The sequence below is a fragment of the Alistipes onderdonkii genome (assembly GCF_025145285.1).
In the GTDB taxonomy this organism is placed as follows: Bacteria; Bacteroidota; Bacteroidia; order Bacteroidales; family Rikenellaceae; genus Alistipes; species Alistipes onderdonkii.
In genome coordinates, this window is the sequence record NZ_CP102251.1 from 655,308 (window position 1) to 680,252 (window position 24,945).

General features: G+C 57.6%; 21 protein-coding genes, 1 tRNA gene and 1 riboswitch. Of the genes, 11 read left to right on the forward strand and 11 right to left on the reverse strand.

The genetic code is table 11. The annotated features are described in order from the left end of the window. The first annotated feature begins 64 nt into the window (after window positions 1–64). The 6 genes from NQ559_RS02715 (at window position 65) to NQ559_RS02740 (ending at window position 5,468) form a co-directional block, all read left to right on the forward strand. The gene (locus NQ559_RS02715; protein WP_051087696.1) at window positions 65–613 is read left to right on the forward strand and encodes a cyclophilin-like fold protein; all 549 of its coding nucleotides are present in this window, start codon (window positions 65–67) and stop codon (window positions 611–613) included. Continuing rightward, window positions 610–1,368 (forward strand): SDR family oxidoreductase, encoded by a 759-nt coding sequence (locus NQ559_RS02720; RefSeq protein ID WP_018696580.1) that lies wholly within the window; start codon window positions 610–612, stop codon window positions 1,366–1,368. Before NQ559_RS02715 ends, NQ559_RS02720 begins: the two co-directional genes overlap by 4 nt. A gap of 23 nt (window positions 1,369–1,391) precedes the next feature. Continuing rightward, a complete protein-coding gene (locus NQ559_RS02725; RefSeq protein ID WP_018696581.1) occupies window positions 1,392–2,252 on the forward strand; it encodes a DUF3737 family protein in 861 nt (286 codons plus the stop codon). Continuing rightward, on the forward strand, window positions 2,253–3,413 hold the full coding sequence (locus tag NQ559_RS02730) for a MalY/PatB family protein (RefSeq protein ID WP_018696582.1): 1,161 nt from the start codon (window positions 2,253–2,255) through the stop codon (window positions 3,411–3,413). 40 nt (window positions 3,414–3,453) lie between these two features. After that, a complete protein-coding gene (locus NQ559_RS02735; RefSeq protein WP_026318505.1) occupies window positions 3,454–4,887 on the forward strand; it encodes an MATE family efflux transporter in 1,434 nt (477 codons plus the stop codon). 104 nt (window positions 4,888–4,991) lie between these two features. Further along, a complete protein-coding gene (locus tag NQ559_RS02740; RefSeq protein WP_018696584.1) occupies window positions 4,992–5,468 on the forward strand; it encodes a TspO/MBR family protein in 477 nt (158 codons plus the stop codon). A 94-nt stretch (window positions 5,469–5,562) separates the two neighbouring features. Here the strand turns inward: NQ559_RS02740 and NQ559_RS02745 are convergent, their stop codons facing one another. Further along, window positions 5,563–6,441 (reverse strand): arginase family protein, encoded by an 879-nt coding sequence (locus NQ559_RS02745; protein WP_018696585.1) that lies wholly within the window; start codon window positions 6,439–6,441, stop codon window positions 5,563–5,565. A 257-nt stretch (window positions 6,442–6,698) separates the two neighbouring features. Here NQ559_RS02745 and NQ559_RS02750 point away from each other — a divergent pair, with 257 nt between their 5' ends. After that, complete coding sequence (locus NQ559_RS02750) at window positions 6,699–7,052, forward strand: winged helix-turn-helix transcriptional regulator (protein WP_018696586.1); 354 nt, start codon at window positions 6,699–6,701, stop codon at window positions 7,050–7,052. Window positions 7,053–7,194: 142 nt separating this feature from the next. After that, a complete protein-coding gene (locus NQ559_RS02755; protein ID WP_018696587.1) occupies window positions 7,195–7,752 on the forward strand; it encodes an NAD(P)H-dependent oxidoreductase in 558 nt (185 codons plus the stop codon). A gap of 318 nt (window positions 7,753–8,070) precedes the next feature. On the opposite strand, the gene NQ559_RS02760 is transcribed toward NQ559_RS02755, so the two are convergent. The 7 genes from NQ559_RS02760 to uvrC form a co-directional block, all read right to left on the reverse strand. Beyond that, on the reverse strand, window positions 8,071–9,237 hold the full coding sequence (locus tag NQ559_RS02760) for a DUF5074 domain-containing protein (protein ID WP_033395269.1): 1,167 nt from the start codon (window positions 9,235–9,237) through the stop codon (window positions 8,071–8,073). After that, window positions 9,234–11,249 (reverse strand): TonB-dependent receptor, encoded by a 2,016-nt coding sequence (locus NQ559_RS02765; RefSeq protein WP_262894089.1) that lies wholly within the window; start codon window positions 11,247–11,249, stop codon window positions 9,234–9,236. The genes NQ559_RS02760 and NQ559_RS02765 overlap by 4 nt, the downstream gene beginning before the upstream one ends. Before the next feature lie 34 nt (window positions 11,250–11,283). After that, the gene (locus tag NQ559_RS02770) at window positions 11,284–12,996 is read right to left on the reverse strand and encodes a PKD-like domain-containing protein (RefSeq protein ID WP_018696590.1); all 1,713 of its coding nucleotides are present in this window, start codon (window positions 12,994–12,996) and stop codon (window positions 11,284–11,286) included. A 54-nt stretch (window positions 12,997–13,050) separates the two neighbouring features. Further along, window positions 13,051–14,661, reverse strand: a complete 1,611-nt coding sequence (locus tag NQ559_RS02775) for a PL29 family lyase N-terminal domain-containing protein (protein WP_018696591.1) — start codon at window positions 14,659–14,661, stop codon at window positions 13,051–13,053. Window positions 14,662–14,734: 73 nt separating this feature from the next. Next, window positions 14,735–16,609, reverse strand: a complete 1,875-nt coding sequence (locus NQ559_RS02780; RefSeq protein WP_083923873.1) for a DUF5074 domain-containing protein — start codon at window positions 16,607–16,609, stop codon at window positions 14,735–14,737. A 176-nt stretch (window positions 16,610–16,785) separates the two neighbouring features. Beyond that, window positions 16,786–17,002, reverse strand: a riboswitch (cobalamin riboswitch). A 148-nt stretch (window positions 17,003–17,150) separates the two neighbouring features. Then, window positions 17,151–17,234, reverse strand: a tRNA-Leu gene (locus tag NQ559_RS02785). A gap of 65 nt (window positions 17,235–17,299) precedes the next feature. Then, the gene (gene uvrC / locus NQ559_RS02790; RefSeq protein WP_018696593.1) at window positions 17,300–19,120 is read right to left on the reverse strand and encodes an excinuclease ABC subunit UvrC; all 1,821 of its coding nucleotides are present in this window, start codon (window positions 19,118–19,120) and stop codon (window positions 17,300–17,302) included. Between the two features lie 182 nt (window positions 19,121–19,302). Here uvrC and NQ559_RS02795 point away from each other — a divergent pair, with 182 nt between their 5' ends. Beyond that, window positions 19,303–20,229 (forward strand): hypothetical protein, encoded by a 927-nt coding sequence (locus NQ559_RS02795; protein WP_018696594.1) that lies wholly within the window; start codon window positions 19,303–19,305, stop codon window positions 20,227–20,229. A 13-nt stretch (window positions 20,230–20,242) separates the two neighbouring features. After that, entirely contained in the window at window positions 20,243–21,622 is a 1,380-nt protein-coding gene (locus tag NQ559_RS02800; protein ID WP_018696595.1) for a DUF5723 family protein, read from the forward strand. Window positions 21,623–22,042: 420 nt separating this feature from the next. Here NQ559_RS02800 and NQ559_RS02805 read toward each other — a convergent pair whose 3' ends face one another. From NQ559_RS02805 to NQ559_RS02815, 3 genes are read right to left on the reverse strand one after another with little or no spacing between them, the layout of a single operon-like run. Beyond that, window positions 22,043–22,840, reverse strand: coding sequence for a patatin-like phospholipase family protein (locus NQ559_RS02805; RefSeq protein WP_018696596.1), 798 nt, complete (start codon window positions 22,838–22,840; stop codon window positions 22,043–22,045). Next, complete coding sequence (locus tag NQ559_RS02810; protein WP_026318508.1) at window positions 22,837–23,556, reverse strand: DUF169 domain-containing protein; 720 nt, start codon at window positions 23,554–23,556, stop codon at window positions 22,837–22,839. The genes NQ559_RS02805 and NQ559_RS02810 overlap by 4 nt, the downstream gene beginning before the upstream one ends. 5 nt (window positions 23,557–23,561) lie before the next feature. Beyond that, window positions 23,562–24,098, reverse strand: a complete 537-nt coding sequence (locus NQ559_RS02815; RefSeq protein WP_026318509.1) for a 5-formyltetrahydrofolate cyclo-ligase — start codon at window positions 24,096–24,098, stop codon at window positions 23,562–23,564. 117 nt (window positions 24,099–24,215) lie between these two features. On the opposite strand from NQ559_RS02815, the gene NQ559_RS02820 reads away from it, so the two are divergent. After that, complete coding sequence (locus NQ559_RS02820; RefSeq protein ID WP_018696599.1) at window positions 24,216–24,920, forward strand: succinate dehydrogenase/fumarate reductase cytochrome b subunit; 705 nt, start codon at window positions 24,216–24,218, stop codon at window positions 24,918–24,920. Window positions 24,921–24,945 lie beyond the last annotated feature (25 nt).

Here is a 24,945-nt window from a genome sequence, read left to right on the forward strand (position 1 = left end):
CCGCACCTGTCCGGCGCCCGCGTACCCGGGATCGACCAACCTGTAAAACCAATAAAGAACGACTATGAAAAAATTATTGTTACTGCCGTTCATGCTGCTATCGCTGGTACTGCCAGCGGCATGCGGGGAATCGGGCGACGACCCCGCCCCTTCCGGAGGGCACCCCGGTCAACCGGAGACGCCCGGCGGAAACGAGGGCGGCGACCCGGGCGAAACATCGCTGAAAATCGGCATCACGGTCGGCAGCCGCACGATTACCGCCACGATGGAGGACAATGCCGCCGCACGGGATTTCCTTTCGCGCCTGCCGCTGGAGGTGACGTTGTCGGATTACAGCAACGCCGAGAAAATATTTTATCCCTCACCGGCGCTGACGACCTCCAAGGTCGCACGCGGCTGCACCCCTGCACCGGGCGACATCACGATCTATGTCCCGTGGGGCAATGTGGCCATATTCTACAAAAACGGGTCGAGGAGCAACGACCTGATCCGGATCGGGCGCATCGACGGCAACGGAATCGAAGCCCTCAGCATCCCCGGCTCGCTTAGCGTCCGGTTCGAAAGGCAACGACAGGAAACACCGGAAAACAATAGCGAACAAAATCCGACATGATGGAAACGAAAGATAAAACGGCATTGGTCACCGGGGCTGCGAGCGGCATGGGAGCAGCTGCCGCCCGGATGTTCGCCCAAGCGGGCTATTCGGTCATGCTGGCCGACATGAACGGGACGGCGGTGGAAGCGGCCGTACAAGGACTCGCAGCATCGGGATATGAGGCCGACTACACGGTATGCGACGTGACCGACGAAGCCCAGGTCAAAGCGATGGTCGAAAAGACGGTGGCAAGGTTCGGCAAACTCGATGCCGCCTACAACAACGCAGGGATCATGCCTGCGCGGGTAGAGACGGCCGATACGGAAACAGAGGCATTCGACCATGTGATAGCCGTCAACCTGAAAGGGGTCTGGCTCTGTATGAAGTACGAATTACTGCAAATGCGCAGACAAGGCCACGGGGCCATCGTCAACACCTCGTCGATAGGCGGGCTGGTCGGTTCACCCGGCCGCGCCGGATACCACGCAGCCAAACACGGGGTGCTGGGGCTGACCAAATGCGCAGCGCTGGAGTATGCCGGCAAGGGCATCCGGGTCAATGCCGTATGTCCCGGGACAATCGAAACGCCGATGGTCGACGACATGATCCGCACGGGGAACCTGATCGTGTCCGAAGCGTTGCAATTCGCCCCGGCAGGACGTTTCGGCCGGGCGGAAGAGGTCGCAGCAGCCGTCGTATGGCTTTGCAGCCCCGGAGCGAGCTACATTACGGGCCAGGCAATAGCCGTCGACGGCGGATATACGGCCATGTAAATTCAAACTAAAAAACAAGAACGATGCAGATAAAAAACACCACCTACGGAGGCGAACGCCCGCTGTTCGCCTCGCACGGCCTGCGCATGGAGCACGTAACCATCCAGGCAGGCGAATCGGCACTCAAGGAGTGCTCGGATATCGAAGCCGTCGATTGCCGTTTCGAAGGCAAATACCCTTTCTGGCACGTCGACGGGTTCGTCGTCCGGAATTGCCTCTTCACCGAGGGCGCACGCGCGGCGCTGTGGTATTCGCGCAACCTTACGATGAGCGACACGCGGGTCGAAGCCCCCAAGATGTTCCGCGAGATGGACGGCATCCGGCTGGAGAACGTACAGTTGCCTTTTGCACAGGAAACGCTCTGGCACTGCCGCAACGTGCAGCTGCGCAACGTACAGGTCGACAAGGGCGATTATATCTTCATGCACGGCGAAAACATCCGCATAGAGGATTACGCGCAAAGAGGCAACTATTCGTTCCAATACTGCCGCAACGTGGTGATCCGCAACGCCGTCATCAATTCGAAGGACGCTTTCTGGAACACCGAGGACGTGACGGTCTACGACTCCGAGATCAACGGCGAGTACCTGGGCTGGCACTCGAAGCGGCTGCGGCTGGTTAACTGCAAAATATCGGGCACCCAGCCCCTGTGTTACGCCACGGATCTCGTACTGGAAAACTGTACGATGGCCGACGACTGCGACCTGGCGTTCGAATACTCGACATTGCAGGCCGCCATAGACGGCCCCGTCCGCAGCGTGAAGAACCCCCGCAGCGGTTCGGTCACGGCCGAAAGCTACGGGGAGATCATCCTCAACGGGAATATCAAGGCACCGGGCGACTGCCGTATCGAAACGTGGAACGACCAAAGCAGCTGCGCATAGATGGAATACGATTTCGACACCGTCATTCCCCGCCGGGGCACGGACTCCTGCAAGTGGGATACCCCCGCGCAGGAAGACGTGCTGCCGATGTGGGTGGCAGACATGGATTTCCGCACGGCCCCGGCCGTCATCGAGGCGTTGCAGCGGCGCGTGGCACACGGCATCTTCGGTTACACGAAGGTGCCCGATGCCTATTACAACGCGATAGAAGGCTGGTTCGCACGACGCCACGGATGGCGGATCGACCGGCGATGGATCGTCTGCACGACAGGCGTCGTCCCGGCACTGTCGGCCGTAATCAAGGCGCTGACGAAGCCCGGCGACCGGGTGATCGTACAAACACCCGCCTACAACTGCTTCTTCTCGTCGATCCGCAACAACGGGTGCAAATTGTCTTCCAACGGCCTGTCGTACCGCGGTGGCCGGTACACCGTCGATTTCGAAGACCTGGAAGCGAAAGCCGCCGACCCCAAAGCGAAACTCCTGCTGTTATGCAACCCGCACAACCCCGTCGGACGGGTCTGGACACCGGAAGAGTTGCGACGCATGGGCGAAATCTGCCTGCGCCACGGCGTGCTGGTCGTGGCGGACGAGATCCACTGCGAACTGACCTATGACGGACACGACTATACGCCTTTCGCATCGTTGTCCGAAGAGTTCCTGCGGCATTCGGTCACCTGCAATTCGCCCAGCAAGGCATTCAACCTGGCCGGGATGCAGATCGCCAACATCGTCGCCGCCGATGAAGGGGTGCGACGCCGCATCGACCGGGCGATCAATGACAACGAAGTCTGCGACGTCAACCCGCTGGGCGTAGCAGCACTGACGGCCGCCTACAACGAGGGGGCGGAGTGGCTCGACGCCTTGCGGGCATACCTCCGGGAAAACTACCGCTTCCTGCGGGGGTATTTCCAGGAACACCTGCCGCAATATGCCGTCCTGCCGCTCGAAGGCACCTATCTGGCATGGATCGACTGCCGGGCCGCCGGTACGGGTTCGGAACGGCTCGCGGAACGGCTGCTCGATCAGGGACGGCTGATGGTCAGCCCCGGCACCCTCTACGGGCCCGGCGGCGAAGGCTTCATCCGCCTGAACATCGCCTGTCCGCAAAGGACGCTCGCCGAGGGGCTGGAACGGCTGCGAAAAGTGCTGGCCAGATAAAAAACACTATTTTTGCAGCCGTCTTCACCGCCGACCGTCTATGGATGCAGGAAAAAAGCGAGAATACGAATTGCTGGAGCTGATCCGCACCGGCAAGCCGATGACCTGGAGCGAGCGGCTCGACCTGATCGTCCGGTTGAGCATTCCCTCCATTCTGGCACAGCTGTCCGTCATCGTGATGCTCTACATCGACGCCTCGATGGTCGGAAGCCTCGGGGCAAACGCTTCGGCATCCATCGGGCTGGTGTCGACGACCACATGGCTCTTCAGCGGGGTATGCACGGCGGCGGCCACGGGATTCTCGGTACAGGTCGCCCACCTGATCGGCGCCAACGACCCAACGGGCGCGAGGAACGTCCTGCGGCAGGCATTCTCCGCGACGCTGCTCTTCGGGCTTTTCGCCTCGGCCGTCGGATGCGCCGTCAGCGGGTCGCTGCCCGGATGGCTCGGCGGGAACGACGCCATCGCCCCGGATGCTTCGCGTTATTTCCTGATCTATGCGCTGTCACTCCCGTTCCTGCAGGTCAACTACCTGTCGGGCAGCATGCTGCGGTGCAGCGGCAACATGCGTGTCCCAAGTATGCTGAGCGTCCTGATGTGTGTGCTGGACGTGATCTTCAACACCCTGCTGATCTTCCCGACGCGGACGGTGTATTGGGGCGGCGCGGAAGTGGTGTTCCCGGGTGCGGGCATGGGCGTGGCCGGAGCCGCGCTGGGAACGGCGCTGGCAGTCATAGCGACGGCCGGGCTGATGACCTGCTACCTGTGGTTCCGCTCGCCGGAACTGGCGTTGGGAAAGGAACGCGGAAGTTTCCGGCCTACGGCCGAATGCCTGCGCAAAGCCGTCCGCATCGGCCTTCCGATCGGTTGTGAGCATGTCATCCTCTGCGGGGCGCAAATCCTGACTACGGTGATCGTCGCACCGCTCGGCACCGCCGCCATCGCGGCCAACGCCTTCGCCATCACGGCCGAAAGCCTTTGTTACATGCCCGGCTACGGAATCGCCGACGCCGCCACGACATTGGTCGGGCAGAGCAAGGGCGCCGGGCGGCGGATGCTCACGCAGCGTTTCGCCCGCATGACCGTGTCGCTCGGCATGGTCGTCATGGCATTCATGGGTTTGGTGATGTACGTCGCCGCCCCGCTGATGATGGGCATCATGACTCCGGATCCGGAGATCCGGGAGCTCGGCATCATGGCACTGCGCATCGAGGCTTTCGCCGAGCCGATGTTCGCCGCTTCGATCGTAGCCTACGGGGCTTTCATCGGTGCCGGGGACACCGTAGTCCCGAGCTGCATGAATTTCTTCAGCATCTGGGCCGTACGGCTCACGCTGGCCGCGCTGCTCGCCCCGACGATGGGATTGCAGGGTGTATGGATCGCCATGTGCATCGAACTCTGTTTCCGCGGCGCGATTTTCCTCGTCCGGCTGCTGCGGGGCAAATGGCTGGGTGTCGCCACCCCGGCTTGCTGAATCCGGAATCGTATAGCGAAAGACCCGATACCGGACAACTTCCTCTTCCGGGGAACGGAGCCTCAGGCATTTTTTTTGTAAATTCGGAATAAAACAATATCGTCATGAAAAAAATATGGGCCTATATCCTCCCGACGGTGCTGTGTTTCGTTCTGGGGGGACTTGCCGGATGGTTGCAGCACGACGCGATCAACGAATGGTATCCGCTGCTCGACAAACCGGCGCTGACACCGCCCAATGCGGTTTTCCCGATCGCATGGAGCATCATCTACCTCTGCATGGGCATCTCGGGCGGGCTGGTACTGACCTCCGAAGCCCCCGCCCGTAAAAGTGCGGTGAGGCTGTGGTTTTTCCAGTTAGGGTGCAATTTCCTGTGGAGCATCCTCTTCTTCGTCTGCCGCAGCCCGCTGCTGGGCATGGCGGACATCGTGGTGCTCGACGTCCTGGTGATCCTCTATCTCGTCCGCAGTGCAAACGTACGCGCCGCTGCCGCATGGCTCTTCGTCCCTTACCTCTGCTGGCTCCTCTTCGCCACCTACCTCAACGCCTATATCCTCGTTGCGAACGGGACGGGGCTGTAAACCGGGGAAAGGCGCGATGTGCAGCAGGACGAAGATTTGAAAAATCCCCGGGAAGGAAACTCCCGGGGATTCGACGGCGTATCGCATAAGGCGGCTATTCCAGCAACGGCAACCTGCCCAGCATATCCCTGAGCCGGATCGCCGTACGGGGCATCGGCTCGGCGACCGTAAGGCCCACCAGCTCCTTTTCAGCCGCAATATCGTTTATCACGCGGACGACCGCCTCTATTTTCATCCCGTCGGGATCGGTGCCGACCGCCGCAACGATCTCCGCCGGGTCGAGCACGTCCATATCGAAATGAACCACCACCTTCGACGCCCCGCACGATTTCAGCCAGGCCCGGAGCGCATCGCTGTCCGCAGCCACCTCTTCGGGGGTGAGATGCTTTATCCCGTACTGATGCTGGCGGGCCTTAATCTCGTCCCGCTCCCAGTTGCGCAACCCTACGAACAGGATCTTCGACGGGTCGAATGCGGCGGGCAGTTCCGCCACGATCTTCGCATCGCCGTGCCCCATGCAGGCCGTCACGGCCATGGCATGGTAGCCGGGATAGGGATCGCCCGGAAGCGTGATGTCGGGATGGGCGTCGATCCATACCATCGCCACGTCGCCGCCGTATTTCGCGGCAAGGTAGGTGAACGGCACCACGCTCACGGAGCAATCCCCGCCCAGGGTCACGATCCTGCCGGGATCGCTCGCCCGCAGCATCTCCAGCGCGGCTTTCGTCTGCCGGAGAATGACGTCGCGGTCGAGTACACCGTCCGTCACCCTGCGTTCCCCGATCTGGGTGGAGACGGGAACGGTGAGCGTTTCCTGCCCGCCGCAGGGAGCCAGGAAGTCGAGCAGCTGCGCCCCGAGGTAATATCCCCGTGCGGCATCGTCGGGATCCTTTACCTCGGGCACCATCGCCGCGACATTGCCGCCCTGCCATTGCGGGTAGATCAGGCGGATCGTAGATGTGTGTGTTTTCATAGTTTTACGGTTTGTCGATAGTTTTTCCTGCGCACCGGCAGAAATCATTCCGCCGGCCAAAACGGCAGCCAATAAAATTCCTTTCATGTCCGGATTCACCTTTTTCGTCGGATATGCAAAAATACGGAGTGGCCCCGGATATTGCAAGTACCCGCAAATTATTCATATACCGATAAATTTATCGGTACAGACAAATTACAGGGATATGGTGCAAAGTCTTTGGAAAATGATTATTTTTGCACAAACCGGATATCCATATGTACGAAAAGAAAATACCTTTCGACATCGATTGCGGAATAAAGATCGCCATGGAGGTCATCGGGGGCAAGTGGAAAAGCTGCATCATCCTCGAACTGGACAACGGGCCCAAACGCCCCAGCGAGTTACACAGGCTGTTTGCGGATGCCAATGCGCGCGTAATCGACCAACAACTGAAAGAGCTCGAAAAACACGGGGCCATCCGGAAAAAGATCTACGCGGAACTTCCGCCCCATTCGGAATATTCCATCACCGACACCGGCAGGTCGCTGATCCCTGTAATCAAGCAGCTCGAAACCTGGGGCGACGCCTTCCGTCCGAAGATGAAGGAGATCCTCGGCATAGAGGATTAAGCTGCCTGCGATGCAGCGACGCGATTTCATTGCGTCCGATTGCCCGGACAGACAAAAAACACCGCGCGGCCCGAACTTCGGCACAACCCCGGCGGGGAATCCGGTGCCTTTATGACAAAAAACACTTAAAAACTAAACGGAGATGAAAAACACACTCGTAATATCCGGCCATACCGATCTTTCGGCATCGGTGGCCAACAAAACGATCCTCGAAACGATTGCGCAACGACTGCCCCAGGCGGAGATCGTACGGCTCGACAGCCTCTACCCGGATTTCAAAATCGACGCACAGGCCGAACAGCAGCGGCTGCTGAAAGCCGACGTCATCGTATTGCAGTTTCCGGTATTCTGGTACAGCGCCCCGTCGCTGCTGGAGCGCTGGATGGAAGAGACCTTCCGGCACGGGTTCTCGCACGGAAGCACGGGCGACAAACTGAAAGGCAAGAAACTGGTGCTCTCGTTCACGACGGGCGCCCCGGCGGAGATGTATTCCCACGAAGGGCCGATGGGCTACACGATCGACGAATTCCTGCCCTGCTACAAGGCCACCTGCAAACTGTGCGGGATGGAGTTTGCCGGATATGTCTTCACCGGCGGGGTGAGCTATGGTGCGCGGACGACGCCAGAACAAGTCGAAGCGCAGAAAGCGAAGTCCGTGGAACATGCGCAGCGGCTGCTCGGGCTGCTCGCGACATTGTAAACCCCGGGCACGCGGCGAAACACCCCGGCAATTCCCGGCAGTCCCAGGCGCGAGGAGTAACCGGAGGATACCGGTGCATCCGGCACCAAAGAAAAGGATTCTGCCCGTTACGCCCGACATGCAGGCAGCTAAAGGGGCGGCAGGGAAAAAGAATGGCCGTCTGGCAGGAACCGGAGTAAATCGTTGTATGGCAGACAACGCTAAACTAATCTCTAAATGCTCCGGATCCCGCCGACGGCCATCGAAATTGCGGCGGCAACGCTGATTACAGGAATGTTTGCAATGGTTCACTGCGATTGAGAGCACCGCCGCCGCAGGTTATTCCAACGGCTGCAGCCTCCGGCGCGTAAAGACGATATGCGCCGGAATGTCACCCGTTTCGACCGACCACTTTTTCGTACCGTCGGGATTGAAACAGTAGAGCGTACCGGGGGTCACATAATCCTTGGCGTCCGTCACGAAAAATTCGCGCGTATTGGGGTTTATCGCAATACCATAGGGTATGGCAATCTGTTCGTTCGTTCCGTCGGTAATGAAATTTCGCGTGACGACCTTCCTGGTGCGGACATTGACGATCGCATAGCTGATCGTATTGCGATGCGTGTGGTAGCTCCACTCGGTACTGTACACATAGAGCGAATCTCCGCAAACAGCCATTTCGCTGTTGGGCAACAATTTCAGTTCGTCGATTACCTCGTCCGTCCTGCTGTCGATCACAAATGTTTTGGACGGCGTATCGTAGTAGTCGCCGCGCGAGGAGACCCATATCTGGCCGTACTTGTCCAGTTCGAGCCGGTGCAGGTTGATCGCAACGTCGATCTTCTTAACCTCACGGAACGTATCCAGATCGATGACCGACACCGTACGGTCGTAGTTCGGCACGCGGTAGCCGCCCGAATTAGCGACGTAGAGTTTGTTGCCCGAGATAACCATTTCTTCGGGTTGGTAGCCGACCGTACAGGTTCCGACGACCGACATGGTAACCGTATCGACTTTGGCCACATAGCCCAACCGGGCGTTGGGATCGATCTGAACCGGCCCGGCATAGGAACTGACGTATGCATAGCGTCCCTTGAAAACGATGTAGCGGCAATTGGGAATCGAGATCTGGGTGATATGCCTTGCCGTCCGCACATCCATCACCTCGACGAAATGCGAACAGTTGACCACTGCGTAGAGCTTGTTGCCGTAAATCTGTATGTCGTTTCCCACATCGCCCAGCTCCTTCACAACGCCCGGATTACGTTCGGCATAGATATTTTTCGTATAGATCCCCGTTTGGTAGTCGAAATAGTCGAGCGTGGACTTGTTGCTGCCCATATTCCCTTCGTTCAGCAGGAAAAAGCCGCAGATCTCACCGCTTTCCCCTCCCGTAACGGTCGTCGAGGTCGACGGCACGATCTGTTCCTCCTTGCGGCAGGAGAAGAGCAGCACCACCATCGTAATAACGACGGCGCATAAGCGTATGTTCGGTAATCGTATCATAGCGTCCAACTGAAAATTATTTTTACATTTGTCCCGGGCATCGGGTAACACTGCACCACTTCGTACTGCTGATTCAAAAGGTTGTTCACTTCCACGGCCGCCCGTAATTGCGAGCGCTTCAAATTGAAAATTTTGGACAGCGACAGATCGCTCGTGTACCACGACAGCGCGTAATTTTCAGCAATGTTGGCCCCCGCTTCGTAGCGTTCGCCGGTATAGATAAAGCTGTAATTGAGGCTCCAAGTCCCGTAATTCAATCCGATGATCGCCGAGCCGCTGTGCCAGGGAATATAAGGTATCTGGTCGCCGTAATACTTGCTCGCGGGATCGGTAAAATCCTGGGCTTTCTGGTAAGTGTAAGTCACGCGGCAATCGGCCCCGAACTTTCCGAAACGCATTGCGCCGCTCACGGTCGCATCCACTCCGCGGATTTCGACATACCCCAGATTGACCATCGTCCACTGGAACTGATTGGAGGTGGGCATGGCGATAATCTTGTCTTCGACCTGGTTGTAATAGGCGTCCACACTCGCATCGAGACGGCGGAAATGCGACGACGGCCACTCCTTGGAGTAAGCCAGGCCGACGTTGTACTGGGTCGTGTATTCCGGTTTGAGGTATTTGTTACCGATAAACGTGTAATAGAGGTCATTGAGCGTGGGCATGCGGAAAACCCGCTTGTAAAATGCCCGGAGCGAGAGGTCGATGTCGTTGAACGGGGTGTACTGCGCCACAACGGTCGGCGTAAGGACATGCTTGCTTTCGGCGGCCGCACCCGCTTCCCGTGCGAAATCATCGACGAACGTGTAGAGCAAGCTGCCCTGCACGTCGATCTTGCCGAAACGCAACGATGTGGCCAATGCCGTGAGCGAAGTGAACCGCGACGGATAGACGAAATTCACCAGGTCGGCTTCGAGCGTGTTATACTGGAAATCGGCCGCCAGGTTGACATCCCACCAACTGAACAGCGTGAATTCCTGTGCCGCCGAAACATATGCCTCCTGCTGGTAATAATGGTTGTCGACATACATCGTGGTCACGTCCAGACGGGGATCGGAAAGGTAATGCAGGTAGTCGTAGGCGTATTTTGCATGAACCGAGAGGCGATACCACGGCGCGAACGCCTTGCTGAACGCGCCCTGCAGGAAAAAATTCGTATCCCATTGGCGGTCTTCGTGTTTGAACTTACCGGGTTCCTCGCGCACGAAAGCCCCCGGGTAGCCCCGTTCGGAGTTGTAGAAATAGACTTTCGCCCGCCAGCTCCCATCCTTGATCCGGCCGAAAAGTCCGTTCTCGATACGCAGGGCCCGCACATCGCCGTTACGCCGCACGGCAGTGGTATCATAACCGTCCGCCTTGACGTAAGAAAACTTGTAACGGCCCGTCGTATAGAGGAATTCCGCGTTCAGGGAGTTGGATATCCGTTCGCCGAGCCGCTGTTCGTAGAGAACCGACGGATTCACGGTGCCGAACGAACCGCCCTTGAGCGTGAGTTTGAGGTTATGCCGCCTGCCCGCCCGGAACTCCGGGGTACGGGTTTGCAGGTAGACGGCGCTCGCCGAAGCGTAGTCTTTCGCCGACTGCACTCCGGAACTCTTCTGCCCGTTGTAAAGCGTCACGGCAGCCATGTTGTCGAGCGAATACTTACCCAGATCGACTTGTCCGTTCTGGGCATTGCCCAGCTGCACCCCGTCGTAGAACACGCCTACATGCTGTGTGCCCATACTACGCACATTGATCGTCTTCAGTCCCCCGATACCGCCGTAATCCTTGATCTGCACACCGGAAAAATAACGAATGGCATCGGCTACGGAATGGACGCTCAACCGTTGCAACTCCGCGCCGTCGAGCACCTGCGCCGGGATGATTTTTTCGGGACGGCGGCTGCCGAGGACGACCACCGAATCAATCCGCTGTATTTGGGAGAGCCGGGAGGAATCCTTTTGCGCAGAGACAGCGGTTGCGCCCGGCCCCAGGCAGAGGGCCGGACACAACACTACGGTAAATACCAATCTCCGAATTCGTTTTTTACCCGTATCCACTGTACTATTTTGTCATGTTAAAATCCTTCACGCCGAATACTTCGGTCGAAACCTCGCCGATCCAGCCGCACTGCGTGTTGAGCGCCACCTGTATTTTAACGAAATCCACATACTTGAGATTCGCATCCTTGCCGTCGAAGGTCACGGCATTCGAGATTTTGAAGTGGTTGTCGGCCGGTGCCGCATTGTAGTTGTCGTCGTCCGTCAGGCGGTCTATCGGACTGAAATTATCGGCATATCCCCAGTCGAATGCAGGATTCACCCAGTAAGTACCGTTGCCCGAAGCATCGTAACTGCGCGATTTGAGGCAGGGGCCCCGTAGCGTGTAGCTGTCCGCTTCGACCCACGCCGGATAGTAATAGTCCTGCTGATGGAATGCTTCGAGATATTCGATGACGCCGCTGCCGCCACGGTTGTCCGTCCATGCGACATTCATCTTCGGTGCCGAAGGACGGTAATAAGTCACGGCGTAATCCCGGATGGTCTCCTCTTTGCCGTACTCCGATCCTTTGAGTTCGTACCACGTGTCGTTGGGAAGCCCGTCGCCATTCTCATCCTGCATCACCCAGACGATGCCCGGTTCCGACGAACCGTCGAACGGATTGCCCGTGACGGCGATGTTGTAGTCGCCGTCGTTGTCGATGCTGTGGTCGAACCCCACGACCAGGCAGCCCCCGAATCCGCCCAACGAAACATAGGCCGTCTGCGCCATTCGGTTTTCCGCATAAGCACACGCTTCGGCCATCGTAACGGCCGTATAATTTTCGTTGACAAACTGTCCCGGCGCGGGCAGGAATTCGTAAACTTTATTGCAGGCCGCATTGCTCGCCGCCGTCCTGGCCCGATAATAAGTCCCCTCTTTCGGGCATACGTTTACCGTGAAGTCGTGGGAGACCAGGATATACTCGTTCTGCATTTCGAGTTTCACGGTGTGCGCCCCCTCTTCCGATGCCGTGAACGCATATTCGGCCTTATCGCCCCGCTGCACCTCCTGCCCGTCGACCGACCAGGTGTAGACGGCGTCGAACGCATTTTCAATCTCAACGGCCCGCAGCAGGATCGTGCGCCCCAGCGATACATTGCAGGTGCTCTGCTCGATCGTCCATGAAAAATCCACCTCCTCCGGCAAACGGACGCCGACCATAAACGAAACGGCATCCTCACCGTCCTCGTTACGGGTCGTAAGGGCGAATGCGAAGTCGCCGCGCGCATCGCCCCGGAAAGTATAGGCAGGTTCGTTCGACACCTCTTTGCCGTCGATCGTCCAACTGTAAGTGGTTTCGAGCGACGAAGCGACGACCGGTTTCAGTTCGAGTTCCGAGCCCAACAACAGGGTAAAGCCTTTGTCCGCCCCCGGCAGCGAAATGGTCGGCGGAGTCAGCTCAAATACATCGACACGCAACTCCTCCTCATCCATACCGCCTTTGTTGGTAACGGTCAGCGTAATAAAATACTGCCCGGGCTTCTCGGACGAAAACCGCAGTGCGGGTTCGCTGCCGATCCGTTCGCCGTCGAGTGTCCAAACGAACGTCGCATCCTCGGCATGTTCATACGACGGACGGATTTCGATCTCGCGGCCGGCTTTGGCCGGATAGATGGCCGTCGGGCTGTCGAGCGTGATGACCGGCGGGTCGGGAAGAGGATCGGGGTTCTCCCCTTTCGAACACGCCGCCGAAAGGAAGGCGACTGCTATTGCAATTTGATAAAGTCGTTTCATATAAAATAGGATAATATGCTGATAGGCTTCGAATGGATAACTGCGGCAGCGGCGCTACCACTCGACGGTAATGTCGTCCACCGCATAATACGCAGGCAGCGAATAACCGTAACCGTTATCGGCGCCGCCAGCCTGATTCAGGCGCAGGGATACGATCTCACCGAGTTCGGAAAGATCCCACTTCGTCCACTCTTTGGTGACGGCTTCGGGAGTAGCAAAGGTCATCGTAATAGTCTTGATCTCTTTGTCGTCGGCATCGTAACCCGTGGCGTAGTAGGTTACATCCTTGGTCAATGCCGGCGAAAGGCCGTTGCCGGACATCGCGACCGAGTAAAAATAGCAGGTCGAGTTGACATGGATGCTCTTGACCGTACGTGCCTTGCCATCGGCGAATTTGAGAATCGGGCGACCGTCACCGTACGGAAAATCTAAATCCAGATAGCCGAACGTCGTCAGGAAATTATCCGAGCCATTGCAGCCTCCGCCCGTCATGCTGTCCTCCGTTCCATCGGGATTATACACATACAAATCGTATAAATATCCGCCGTATTTACCCTGATCCAGCGAATTGGAATTATAGGAACATACGAACCAAGGGTATCCCCATCCGTTGATGAAGCCCGTAGGACGGCCGGTAGTGAGCTGCGTGGTTTCATCGACCCAGACATAATCGTCGGGACTCCCCAATTGGGTCGTCGAATATTTTTCGGGGTCATAGTTGCAGGCGACCCATTTGGCCCAGTCGCTACCCTCGAAGGTAACCGTATAGCTATGCGTATCCGCCGCACTTACTTGGAGTTCCGCCATGCACGAGAAATTTCCGGCCATTCCGATCAGGGCGATCACACCCTCCGTTTCTGCATAGCTGTTCGCTTTGGCAGGTGCCACGACCGTCAGTGCATTGCCTTCGACCGAAACTTTCCATCCGTCGGGTTTAGTCCAGGTCATCCGTTCGACACCCTTGCTCTCGATCGTAAAGGTCTGCGTCTCATCGTAGACGAATATGCCGTTCTTTGCGGAAATCGCGATGCTCAACGCACTCTGCATGGGAATTTCGATTTTGCCTCCGTCGGCAAGCGTAAAGACCGCAAAACCGGGGTTCGAGGCCGTATCCACCGACTCGAACATCGAATCGCCATCCTTGCCTTCAGCCTTGACCCCCATCTTAGTCCACGTTTTACCGCCGTCGACCGACATTTCCCACTCCTTGGTTTGGGTATCGATGCGCAGCTTCGGAGCCACGGCACTCGCCCCCGGAGCGCCGTCCTCACCCTGCGCCTTGATCTTTTCGCCGTCGACCAGTATGAATTCGCCGCCGAGCGTCCAGTAATAAAGTCCGTCGTCATCTTTTTTCACCGAGACAGCGGGAGCGTCGATTCCGTTTTTTCCGTCGGTGATCGTGGCGGTTTCACCATTGGAGAATGTAATCGTATATCCGTCATTATTTTTGACGACGGAGGTCACGGTTACATTCTTTTGTAATGCATCGACCAGTTTCCGGAGTGCGTCGATATCGGTGTTGGCACTCTTCATGGCCTGCTCCATGGCTTCCATGCGCGAATCGAGGTCATCGACCGCCTTCCACAAATCATCGTCGTCATACGAACAACTCCACGCCGAAACGCCGAGCAGCGCAATCGCCAAAAGGGTAAACAGCTTTTTCATAAGTATTTGTTTTTATGGTATTCAACTAAAGATCAGGAAGAAGACCGGGAATCCCGATCCCCTTCCTGTGTCCTCAGAATCCGGCAGTGAAGAATATCCCGGCCGGGAAATGCGTATAATTCCGGTAGTCGGCAACCATCTTGGGGGTACCCGAACCCAGGTCATAAACCGAAATATCGTTGGTGAGGAAACTCCATCCGTATCCCAGAATCGTATTGTAGTAGTATTCGCCGGTTACAGGATGAACGGCCGGCATGTTGTAGATCATTCCCCAATTGGCGATATTCGACTTTACATCGCCCAGCGTTTCCGTCGTATTCGAGGAGAAAGTATGGCGGTAAATCGTGGAGGAATTGTTGCAGAAATAAATTTCATCGCCCTTGGCCGTGATACCCGGCGTCGCACCCCAGCCGGAGGCGACACCGCCGGCGGTCAGCGTATGTTTTTCCTGCGTATAATCGCCGGCAGCCAACTTGATGATTTGGGCGGGGCTGGCGGAACAGGATATCCACAGGTAACCGGCTTCATCGGATTTGACGACACCGGTCACCGTGCCATCCATCGCGATCGTTTCGGCCACGGCCCCGTTTTCCAAGACCAGGATAGATTTGCCCGCAGGAACAAACACTTTGTTGCCGACGACCGCCATGCGGTTTTTCAATGCACCTTTCGAACCTTCGATGAAGCTGAGCGCTTTCGTATCGAGATCGAGTTTGTATACGCCTGCATTGTCGCGGATATAAGCCGTCCGGCCTATTACGGCCACATGCGACGGCATGGAAAGTCCGGGCAGGTCGCTTTTGCCGAACTTGCCAGTGCGCTTGAGTGTCCTGGCATCGGCCTCGACGAGGATGCCGTCGTTTCCGCCGTTCTGGCTGATGATGTAAGCCTTACCGTCGGCAATGAACATATCCTGCCCCACATTGCCCAACTCGGAACCGTTCATCCGCCAGTAGGCATAGTTGATTAAACGGCCGTTGGCTGTGATATAGATGACCGACCCGTTATCCGACGACATGTTGCCCTCGTTGAGTACGAACGTGCCTTCGGGATCGGAATAATCCACAGCGCAGATGCGTGCGGATGCAAGTTGGGTTTTCCCTTTGCCGTCGATGCCGACGAGCGAAAGGATACCCTCCGTATAGTATGAACCCGCGAACGCCGGGGCCGTCACGGTGACGGTCTTCTTGTCCGGGTCGATCCGTGCCGCCCATCCCTGCGGGATGCTCATCAAGTCGGCGGCCGTTATATCTCCGGTATACGCGAGTATCTTTTCTTCGCCGAAAGCAAACAGGTAGTAGTTGTCCACGTCGGTTCCACCCTTAGGGAGCTGCGCGGGAAATACGAATGCGAAGCCGGCAGCCGAGGCTTTGGGAATGATGATCGTCGTGCCGTCGGTCAGCGTGAAGGTCACCTCATCGTCGCCGTCCGTCACCGATTCGAAGAACGAGTCCCCGTCTTTTCCGTTGCTCCCCGCAGCTTTTACATCGTTGCCTGCGGCATCTTTAATACGCACCCCGTCCACAGTCCAGTAGCCGTCGGCATCGACGGCCATTTGGGGTTTCGAGCCGTCCTTGCCGGCGACAGGGATTTTGTTCCCGTCCGCATCGGTCAGCCAGTTGCCTTTGCCGCCGATCGTCCAGTAGTAAACGCCTTCGAACAGGTCGATACCGACCTCCGGTGCATTCGTGCCGTTTTTAATTTCGACGGTTTTGCCATCGTTGAAGGTAATCGTGTACCCCGTCGCCGTTTCTTCGACAGAGGTGATCGTTTTTTGCTGATTCAGCGCATCGACAAGGGTTTGTAACGTTCCGACCTCTTTGTTGATCCGGGCCAGTTCGGTTTTGATATTCCCGATCTCATTCCACAAGTCATCGTCGTCATACGAGCAGCTCCACGTCGAAACGCCGAGCAGCATTACTGTCAAAAGGGTAAATAGTTTCTTCATTCTGCTTTATTTTGATTGGACAATAAAAAATCAACCGTATCCTTTCGGGATACGGCGCAACAGAAATTCAAAACGGATTTACACCTTCGAAAACATCCAATGCCTTTTTTCGTACCGGAATGCCGGCAACAGGGAAATCGCAGTTTTGATTTTCACCCGTAATCCCGCAGGCAGCAAATCCAATAAAAGCATCGGCAGGTCTTCTGACTTGTTCCGGTTTCACGCCTTCCCAGCCTTACGGCCAGTGGCAAAGATTGTGAAACGTCTTGCGCCCCTCGTCGGGGCAGGAACTCACAGCAACGGGTATTGTCGCAGATTTTCACTGCATTCCCTTTTCATTCCGCATCACGGCCCGGCGGGTGTGATTTGGAAACCTATGCGACGGCAAATATACAAATAAAATTCAATATGGTATTTTCTGGCGCAAAAAAAATCGGTGCATATATTTTAAGGCATGACAGAAAGTGCCCCGTATCTGCCACCCCAGAAGAAACAAAAACCCCACTGGCTTGACAATCAAACCAGCGGGGCTTTATAAGCGTACCCGGAGCCGGGGTCGAACCGGCACGACATTGCTGTCATTGGTGTTTGAGACCAACGCGTCTACCGATTCCGCCATCCGGGCAAGCCTCTTCCGTAGAATCGGGAGGGCAAAGATAGTCGATTCTTCGCAATTTTCAAAAAATCCGGTTATTTTTCAAAGAAAGCCTTGATTTTTTTCGCCTTGGCGGGGCCGACCAGCGCCGTCAATTCCTCGAACGGTGCCGCCTTGACCTTGGCCACGGTGCGGAAATGTTGCAGCAGCGTACGGACGGTCTTGTCCCCGACGCCTTCGATCCGTTCCAGTTCGCTATGGATAAAGGCCTTGCTGCGTTTCTGGCGGTGGAATGAGACGGCGAAACGGTGCACCTCTTCCTGGATGTGCGCCAGAAAGTGGAAAAGGGGCGAAGTGGGACGGATGCCGACCAGGACAGGCGGGAATCCGCAGAGCAACTCGGAGGTGCGATGGCGGTCGTTCTTGGCCAGCCCGGCGACAGGTATGTCCAGCCCGAGATACTCCAGCACCTCGTGAATGACACCCATCTGCCCCTTTCCGCCGTCGGCAATGATGAGATCGGGCAGCTCGGCCCCCTCCTCCTGCAGGCGGCTGTAACGCCGGAAGACGACCTCGCGCATCGAAGCGTAATCGTCGGGGCCCTCCACGGTCTTGATGTTGAAATGACGATACTCCTTGCGTGCGGGTTTTCCGTCGCGGAACACCACGCACGAGGCTACCGGATGGGCCCCCTGCAGATTGGAGTTGTCGAAGCATTCGATGTGCCGCGGCTGGCGGTCGAGGCGCAGTTCCTTCTGCAGGGCATTCATCAACCGCTCGGTATATCGTTCGGGATTCTTGATTTCCAAGTTCTTGAGCTGCTCGGCGCGGTAGATACGGGCGCTCTTCTGCGAGAATTCGAGCAGTTCGAGTTTTTCGCCGCGCTTGGGCACCGTGAAGGTCACACCGTCGAACAGCAGCGTCGTCGAGGGCAGGAACGGCACGACGACCTCCCGGGCCAGCGTCCCGGCAATATGCTCGACGACATGCTGGATAGCCAGCGTCAGCATGTCGCGTTCGTCGCCCCCGACACCCGTCTTGAGCTTCACGGTATAAACACCCACGACCGACCCGTGGCGGATACGCACGAAATTGCAATAGGCCACATCGTCGTCCGGAAGCAGCGAAAAAACATCCACGTCGACGATCTTCGCACTGACGATCACCGACTTGCCCGCATAGTTGTCCAGCGCATCGAGGCGCTGCTTGTAGCGTTGCGCCAATTCGAATTTCAATCCCCCGGCAGCACGTTGCATCTCCTGTTCGAGGTAGTTACGCACGGGGCGCAGGTCGCCCTTGAGCACCGCGACGACCATGTCGACGAGCCGGCCGTATTCCTCTTCGCCCTGCGCCCCGATGCAGGGGCCTTTGCAGTTGCCCAGGTGGTATTGCAGGCAGACCGTATATTTTCCCTTGGCGATCTGCTCGGGAGCGAGATTGAGTTTGCAGGTACGCAAGGGAACCACCTCGCGGATGAAATCCAGCACGCTGTGCTGCATCATCACCGATCCGTAGGGGCCGAAGTACTGCGACCCGTCGCGGTTCAGTTGCCGCGTCGACTGCACGCGCGGAAAATGCTCGCGGCGCACCACGATCCACGGATAGGTCTTATCGTCTTTGAGCAGGATATTGTACCGCGGCTGGAGGGTCTTGATGAGCGAGTTTTCCAGCAACAGGGCGTCGGTTTCGCTGTCCACGACGATATGGCGGATCTCGGCGATCTGCTTCACCAGCACGCGCACCTTAGGGCTGTGCTCCTTGCTCTGCACGAAATAGGACGAAACCCGCTTGCGCAGGCTCTTGGCCTTACCTACGTAGATGATCGTCCCCGAGCGGTCTACGAACTGGTAGACGCCCGGTGACAGCGGCAGCATCGCCACCTGCTCCCTGAGGTTGTTTTTTTCGGTTCCCACCATAGCGTTAATCGCAATGCAAATGTAGCAATTATTTCACAAAACGCGCCATCCCCTGCGGCATGCCTCCGGCGCACGCAGGGATGGCCGCATTTGACATACGCATAAACTAAAACGTCCGATTTTTTGTTTTATTCGTCGGAACGGCATATATTTGCGACGCATTGAAAACAAACCCAAACCCTATGAGAAAATTTTTACCTTTTCTCTTCGCCGCAGCACTCGCATCGTCCTGTATCGACAACGCTTACGACCTGTCGAACGTGAACACGGACGATGTCACCATCGGCGACGAGGACTCGGAATACCGGTTGCCGCTGGCCACGGTATACGTAAGCATGAGTGAACTGAAGGAAGGAGGCGCGGACATCAAAACGCTCTTCGACGAAGCGGACATCTGGCTTCCCTCGCCCCTGCCCGGAAACGCCGCATACGTCGACCTCCGGGAACTCCAAAACAACCCGAACACAATCACACCGCTGCTCCAAGCACTGATCGACCAGATGATGGACGACGATGCCAAGATCGCCGCCGTCGCCGACCTGCTGGCGGAAAAATACCTCTCGACCTTCCTGCCCCTGCTCCCCCCGGACACGGATCCGGCAAATTTCAAACCGGTCTTCATCGAGGCGTTCCGCAATATGCCGATGCTGCACGACCGGCTTTCGAACGAAGTCAAATCCCTGGCCGGCAACTACCTGACAGACCTCAAAGTCCAGGATGTAACCTACGACATCGGTAAGATCGACATCGGCAGCGACGTGGTGGACATGCTTTGCGAGAACCTCGACAGCGAAGGCACCCCCAACCCCAGGAACACGCTGCACCTCTACGGCAGCATCACGAGCGCCCTGCCCGTGAGCCTGCGGATAGTGCCCTATTTCTCGCCTACGAACGTCCGGTTCGACGTAACGGTCGAACCCGGCAGGACGAACGAGATCAGGGAGACGCAACTTTTCGAAAGCGACCTGCGGCAGATCATCGAGGGTGCCGAGATCATCCTCCCCGTCTCGCTGGAGAAATACTATCCGGGCTATGATTTCTCGTCCGGCCAGCAAATCGTCATCACCCTGCGCCTGATCAAGCGCGGCGGCCTGAAGCTCAACCTCTAATCCGGCACAGAACATGAAAAAAATATACGCATTCCTCTTCACGCTGCTGCTGGCATCAGGCGCCGCGGCACAGAACCCGACGGCATATTTCATGGAGGGGTCGACCCTCCGCAGCCAGCTCAACCCGGCCTTCGCCCCCTTACGCGGCTATGTCAACATCCCCGGGCTGGGCGGACTGGACATCAACGTGAGCGGCAACCTCTCGATCGACAAAATACTCTATCCGCGCAACGGAAAACTCGTCACGCTGCTCGACAGCTCCGTATCGACGGCCGACGCCCTTTCGGGACTCAAAGCCGACAACCTCCTGGGTTTCGACACGCGCGTGAACCTCATCGGGTTCGGCGCCTTCACCCGCAACCACAAAAATTTCTGGTCGTTCGACCTCAACGCCCGCGTCACGACCGACGCCACCCTGCCCTACTCGCTCTTCGACTTCCTGAAGCGCGGCAACAGCGGTGACATCAGCGACATCGGCATCACGGCCGACAGCTATCTCGAAGCAGGGTTCAACTACTCTTTCCCGCTGCTCGACGACAAATTATACATCGGTGTGCGGGCAAAATTCCTGATGGGCGTGGCACGTGCACGGATGTACTTCTCGCAATTCAACGTGTCGCACAACGAAGAACGCTGGCTGATCAACGCAGCCGGCGGGCTGGACATCACGGCCGCAGGACTCGACGTGACGACCGAACTCAACGAGCACGGCGAAGAGGTCTACAAGATGGACGACATCAACCTCAAGCCCACCTCGCCCGCCGGTTACGGCTTCGCGGTCGACCTCGGGGCTACGTACGACATCCTGCCCAACCTGCAGGCATCGCTGGCGGTGAACGACCTGGGCTTCATCAGCTGGAGCAAGAACAAGAACGTAACGGGTTATTCGGCGAAGGAGCTCTCCTTCACGGGCGTGACGGTCACCGAGGACGGCACCGAGTCGCCCGACTTCGACATCGACGTACTGGAGTTCCACAAGGGCACGGCCAAGAGCGTATCGCGTATGCTGCGCGCCTCGATCAACGCAGGCCTCGAATACGAAGTATGGCGCCATAAGATCGGCATCGGCCTGTTGTATACGGCCCGCGTGTGGGAGTACAAGACCCTGCACAACATCACCGGGTCGGTCAATTTCCACCCGATCCGCTGGTTCACCGTCACGGGCAGCTATTCGGTGATCGACAACCGCGGCGGCGCCGTGGGGCTGGCGCTGAACCTGAACCCCAGCTGGATCAATTTCTACCTTGCCACGGACATCGTCACGGCCAAGCATACGCCCCAGTTCATCCCCATCAAGCAGAGCATCATGAACGTCACACTGGGCATCGGCGTACCGATCGGCAGGCGCAGCCACCGTATCGCGGCCTATGTGTACGACAAGGATCGGCGGTAAACGAACGAACGGAAAAACCCGGCCTTTTCAGGCCGGGTTTTTCTTGTCAGGATGCCCGAAAATTCTGCCGAACCGGGCATAAAGACACTTGCAGTACGCAAAAAAGACAGCCCTCGACTACAAACGCATCCGCCCTTTCTATATTTTGGGCGCACCCATACCATAATCGGGCAACAGCGTTGGTTTATCGGAAACTTTATTTATCTTTGCAATGTAGAGAATAAAAAACATTCACAGGGGACGAAATCATTTCCCGCCCCGGATGTTTTTGCGTTTAAATATTGCGACGGCCCCTCAAATCTGTGTGAAGTTGCGTCACTACTTTTGAATTCTTCAAAAATCACGGGCCGTCGCAATCTTTTTATCTTATCACCAGACAAAAACCATACCACAACCCATCCGATTTTCGCCGGATAAGGTCTATCCCGCTTCGACGAGACTTTGCTCCAGTGCGGCACGCGTCGCCAAACGCCCGGCCTCGACAATTTCCCGGGCACGGTAGAATTCAAAAATCCCGAAACGGTCGGCAGGCATTTCTATCAGCAGGTCAGGCTTGTAAATCTTACACATCAGGCGCGCGATATGCTGCTGCATGATCTCCGACGAGGCGGTAATCACCTTATAATAATTCAGCGAAGCCTTGCTGCGGACGGCCATCTCCTCCGAGAACGGCGCGCTCACATCCACGGCGACCAGGACGTCGCCCGGTTCACGGCGCACCCGGTTCAGCGGCAGCGGATTGACCGTACCGCCGTCGACCAGCACCTGGTTTCCCCGGCGTACGGGACGGAACACCGACGGGATGGAAATAGATGCCCGGATGGCATCGTACAAGCCTCCCCTGTCGAGCACGACTTCGCGCCCCGTCAGCAGGTCGGCGGCAACCGCGGCGAACGGCAGCGGCATCTTCTCGATCTTCACGTCGGGCACCAGCTCCTTCATGGCCCGCATCACGCGGTCGCCCTTGACGAGCCCCTCGGTGCTCAGCGCAAAATCGACCAGCCCGAAAACCTTATACTTGTCGAGCGTATACATCCACTCCTTGAACGCTTCGAGATGCCCGGAAGCATACATGCCCCCGACCAACGCCCCCATCGAAGTGCCGGCCACGGCATGCACCTCGAATCCCTGACTCTCCAACTCCTCGATCGCCCCGATATGGGCAACCCCACGCGCGCCGCCGCCCGCAAGCACCAGCGCAGCCCTTCTTTTTTTCATAAATTCACGTTGTTAATCCGCTCGCGGACTTTATCCCACGCATGGGTTCCGAACAGGCAGCTTGCACGCATCGTGCCGCACATCCCGGCAAAACGCGACATCGGGATGACGAAACACAATTCGTCCGCACCGACCCATGGGCGCACCGAAGGGTCGAACAGCCCCAGGAAACATCTGTGGCCGCCGTTGCGGTTTTCCCGCACGGCCTGCGACACCACGGTACTGCATCCCGAGCCGAACGGCGCCGCAACGGCATCCGGGGCGTCGTTGTCGAACCCGGCCCATGTCACGAGCCCCGCCAACACGTCGGGCGTAGCGAAGAATAGCACGCCTTCCGCCCCTTCGAACGTCCCCGCCGCATCCACACGTACGAACTCGATCCACGCCTTCGGCGCCGGCCGCAGATCGAGTGCAGCGATGAATTCCAGCACCATCTCGGGCGTCTGCTTATAGCGCTCCCTGAGCGAGACGAACTGCGGGACGAATTCCGGCATGGGGCTGAAACCCGTATAGAACTTGCCGCCTCCGCAACCGATATTCGAGGCGTTGAGCCCCACGGGCTGCCCGCCCCGCGCCTGGGCCAACACCTTGAAAAAACACCCGCCGACCTTTTCGACGGGGCGCAGCGGTTCGTCCGTATAGCGGAACAGCAAGGGCAGCTCCGGCACCGGGCCGAAAGCCTCGCGGAAAGCGGCGATAAATTCTCCTGTCTGCATGGCATTCATCCGTCTGTAATTACATAATCCATAAATACGTCGTGCGGCTCGACGGGCAGTTCCCCGACCAGCTGGTGGGCATAGCAAACCCCGACTTTCACGCCCCGGAACCCGGGCTGCGAGAGGTATTTGTCGTAATACCCGCGGCCGCGGCCCATGCGGGCGCCGGCTTGCGTAAAGGCCGTCCCCGGGACGACGATCAAATCTATTTCGGACGGTTCGCACGGCTCAGCGTCCACGTCCGGTTCGGCGATCCCGAATGCCCCCGCACGGAGTGCCCCGGGTGCGTAATCGAAGAACCGCATCGCGTCGCCCCCGACCCGGGGGACGACGATCCGCTTGGCCGAACCCCACCGGACGAGCGCCTCCTCCGTCGCGGGTTCGTCGGGCAGGGCGCAGAAAAACGCCACGCACCGCGCCGTCCCGAAAGGCCCCGATTCCGCCACCCGGCGGAAGATCCGCCCGGAAGCCGCCGCACGTTCTTCGGGGGAGAGGGACAGGTTCTGTTTTTTCATCGCTGCACGCAGCTCTTTTTTAGTCATAAAACCCTCCTTTTCGGCATAAAATTCCCGCCCGTTTGCATTGTTATTCCGCAAACAATAGCTATCTTTGCGTCCGGAACACAAATTCTTAACAAATATAAACAAATTTAAATCATTATGAGCTGTTTTTTATCTAATTCCTCGCTCGGCAAGAAGTTGGTGATGAGCGTGACGGGGTGCTTCCTCGTGCTCTTTCTCCTCTTCCACATGTCCATGAACATCGTGGCGATCATCTCGCCCGAGGCTTACAACATGATCTGCGCGCTGCTGGGTGCCAACTGGTATGCATTGGCAGGCACCCTCGTACTGGCGGCAGGCGTGGTCATCCACTTCATCTACGCCGTCATCCTGACGCTCGAAAACCGCAAGGCCCGCGGCTCGCAGCGTTACGCCGTAACGGTCGTGGAGCCGGGTGTGAAATGGGCTTCGAAAAACATGCTCGTGCTGGGCTTCATCATCCTGGGCGGCCTGGCCCTCCACCTGTTCAACTTCTGGGCTAAAATGCAGCTCGTCGAAATCATGGGCGGCCACGAGAACTCGCTGGGCTTCGGCGCTGCCGACGGCGCTTCGCTGATCGCCTACACCTTCTCGCAGTGGTATTACGTGGTGATCTACCTCGTGTGGTTCTTCGCCCTCTGGTTCCACCTCACGCACGGCGTATGGTCGATGTTCCAGACCGTGGGCTGGGCCAACGACACGTGGTATCCCCGCCTGAAATGCATCGCCAATATCGTAGCGACGATCATCTTCCTCGGCTTTGCCGCCGTCGTGGTGGTTTACTTCATCAAGAGCATCTGCCCCTGCTGCGCAGGCGCCTGCTAACCGATTATCCAGAACAATAAACACA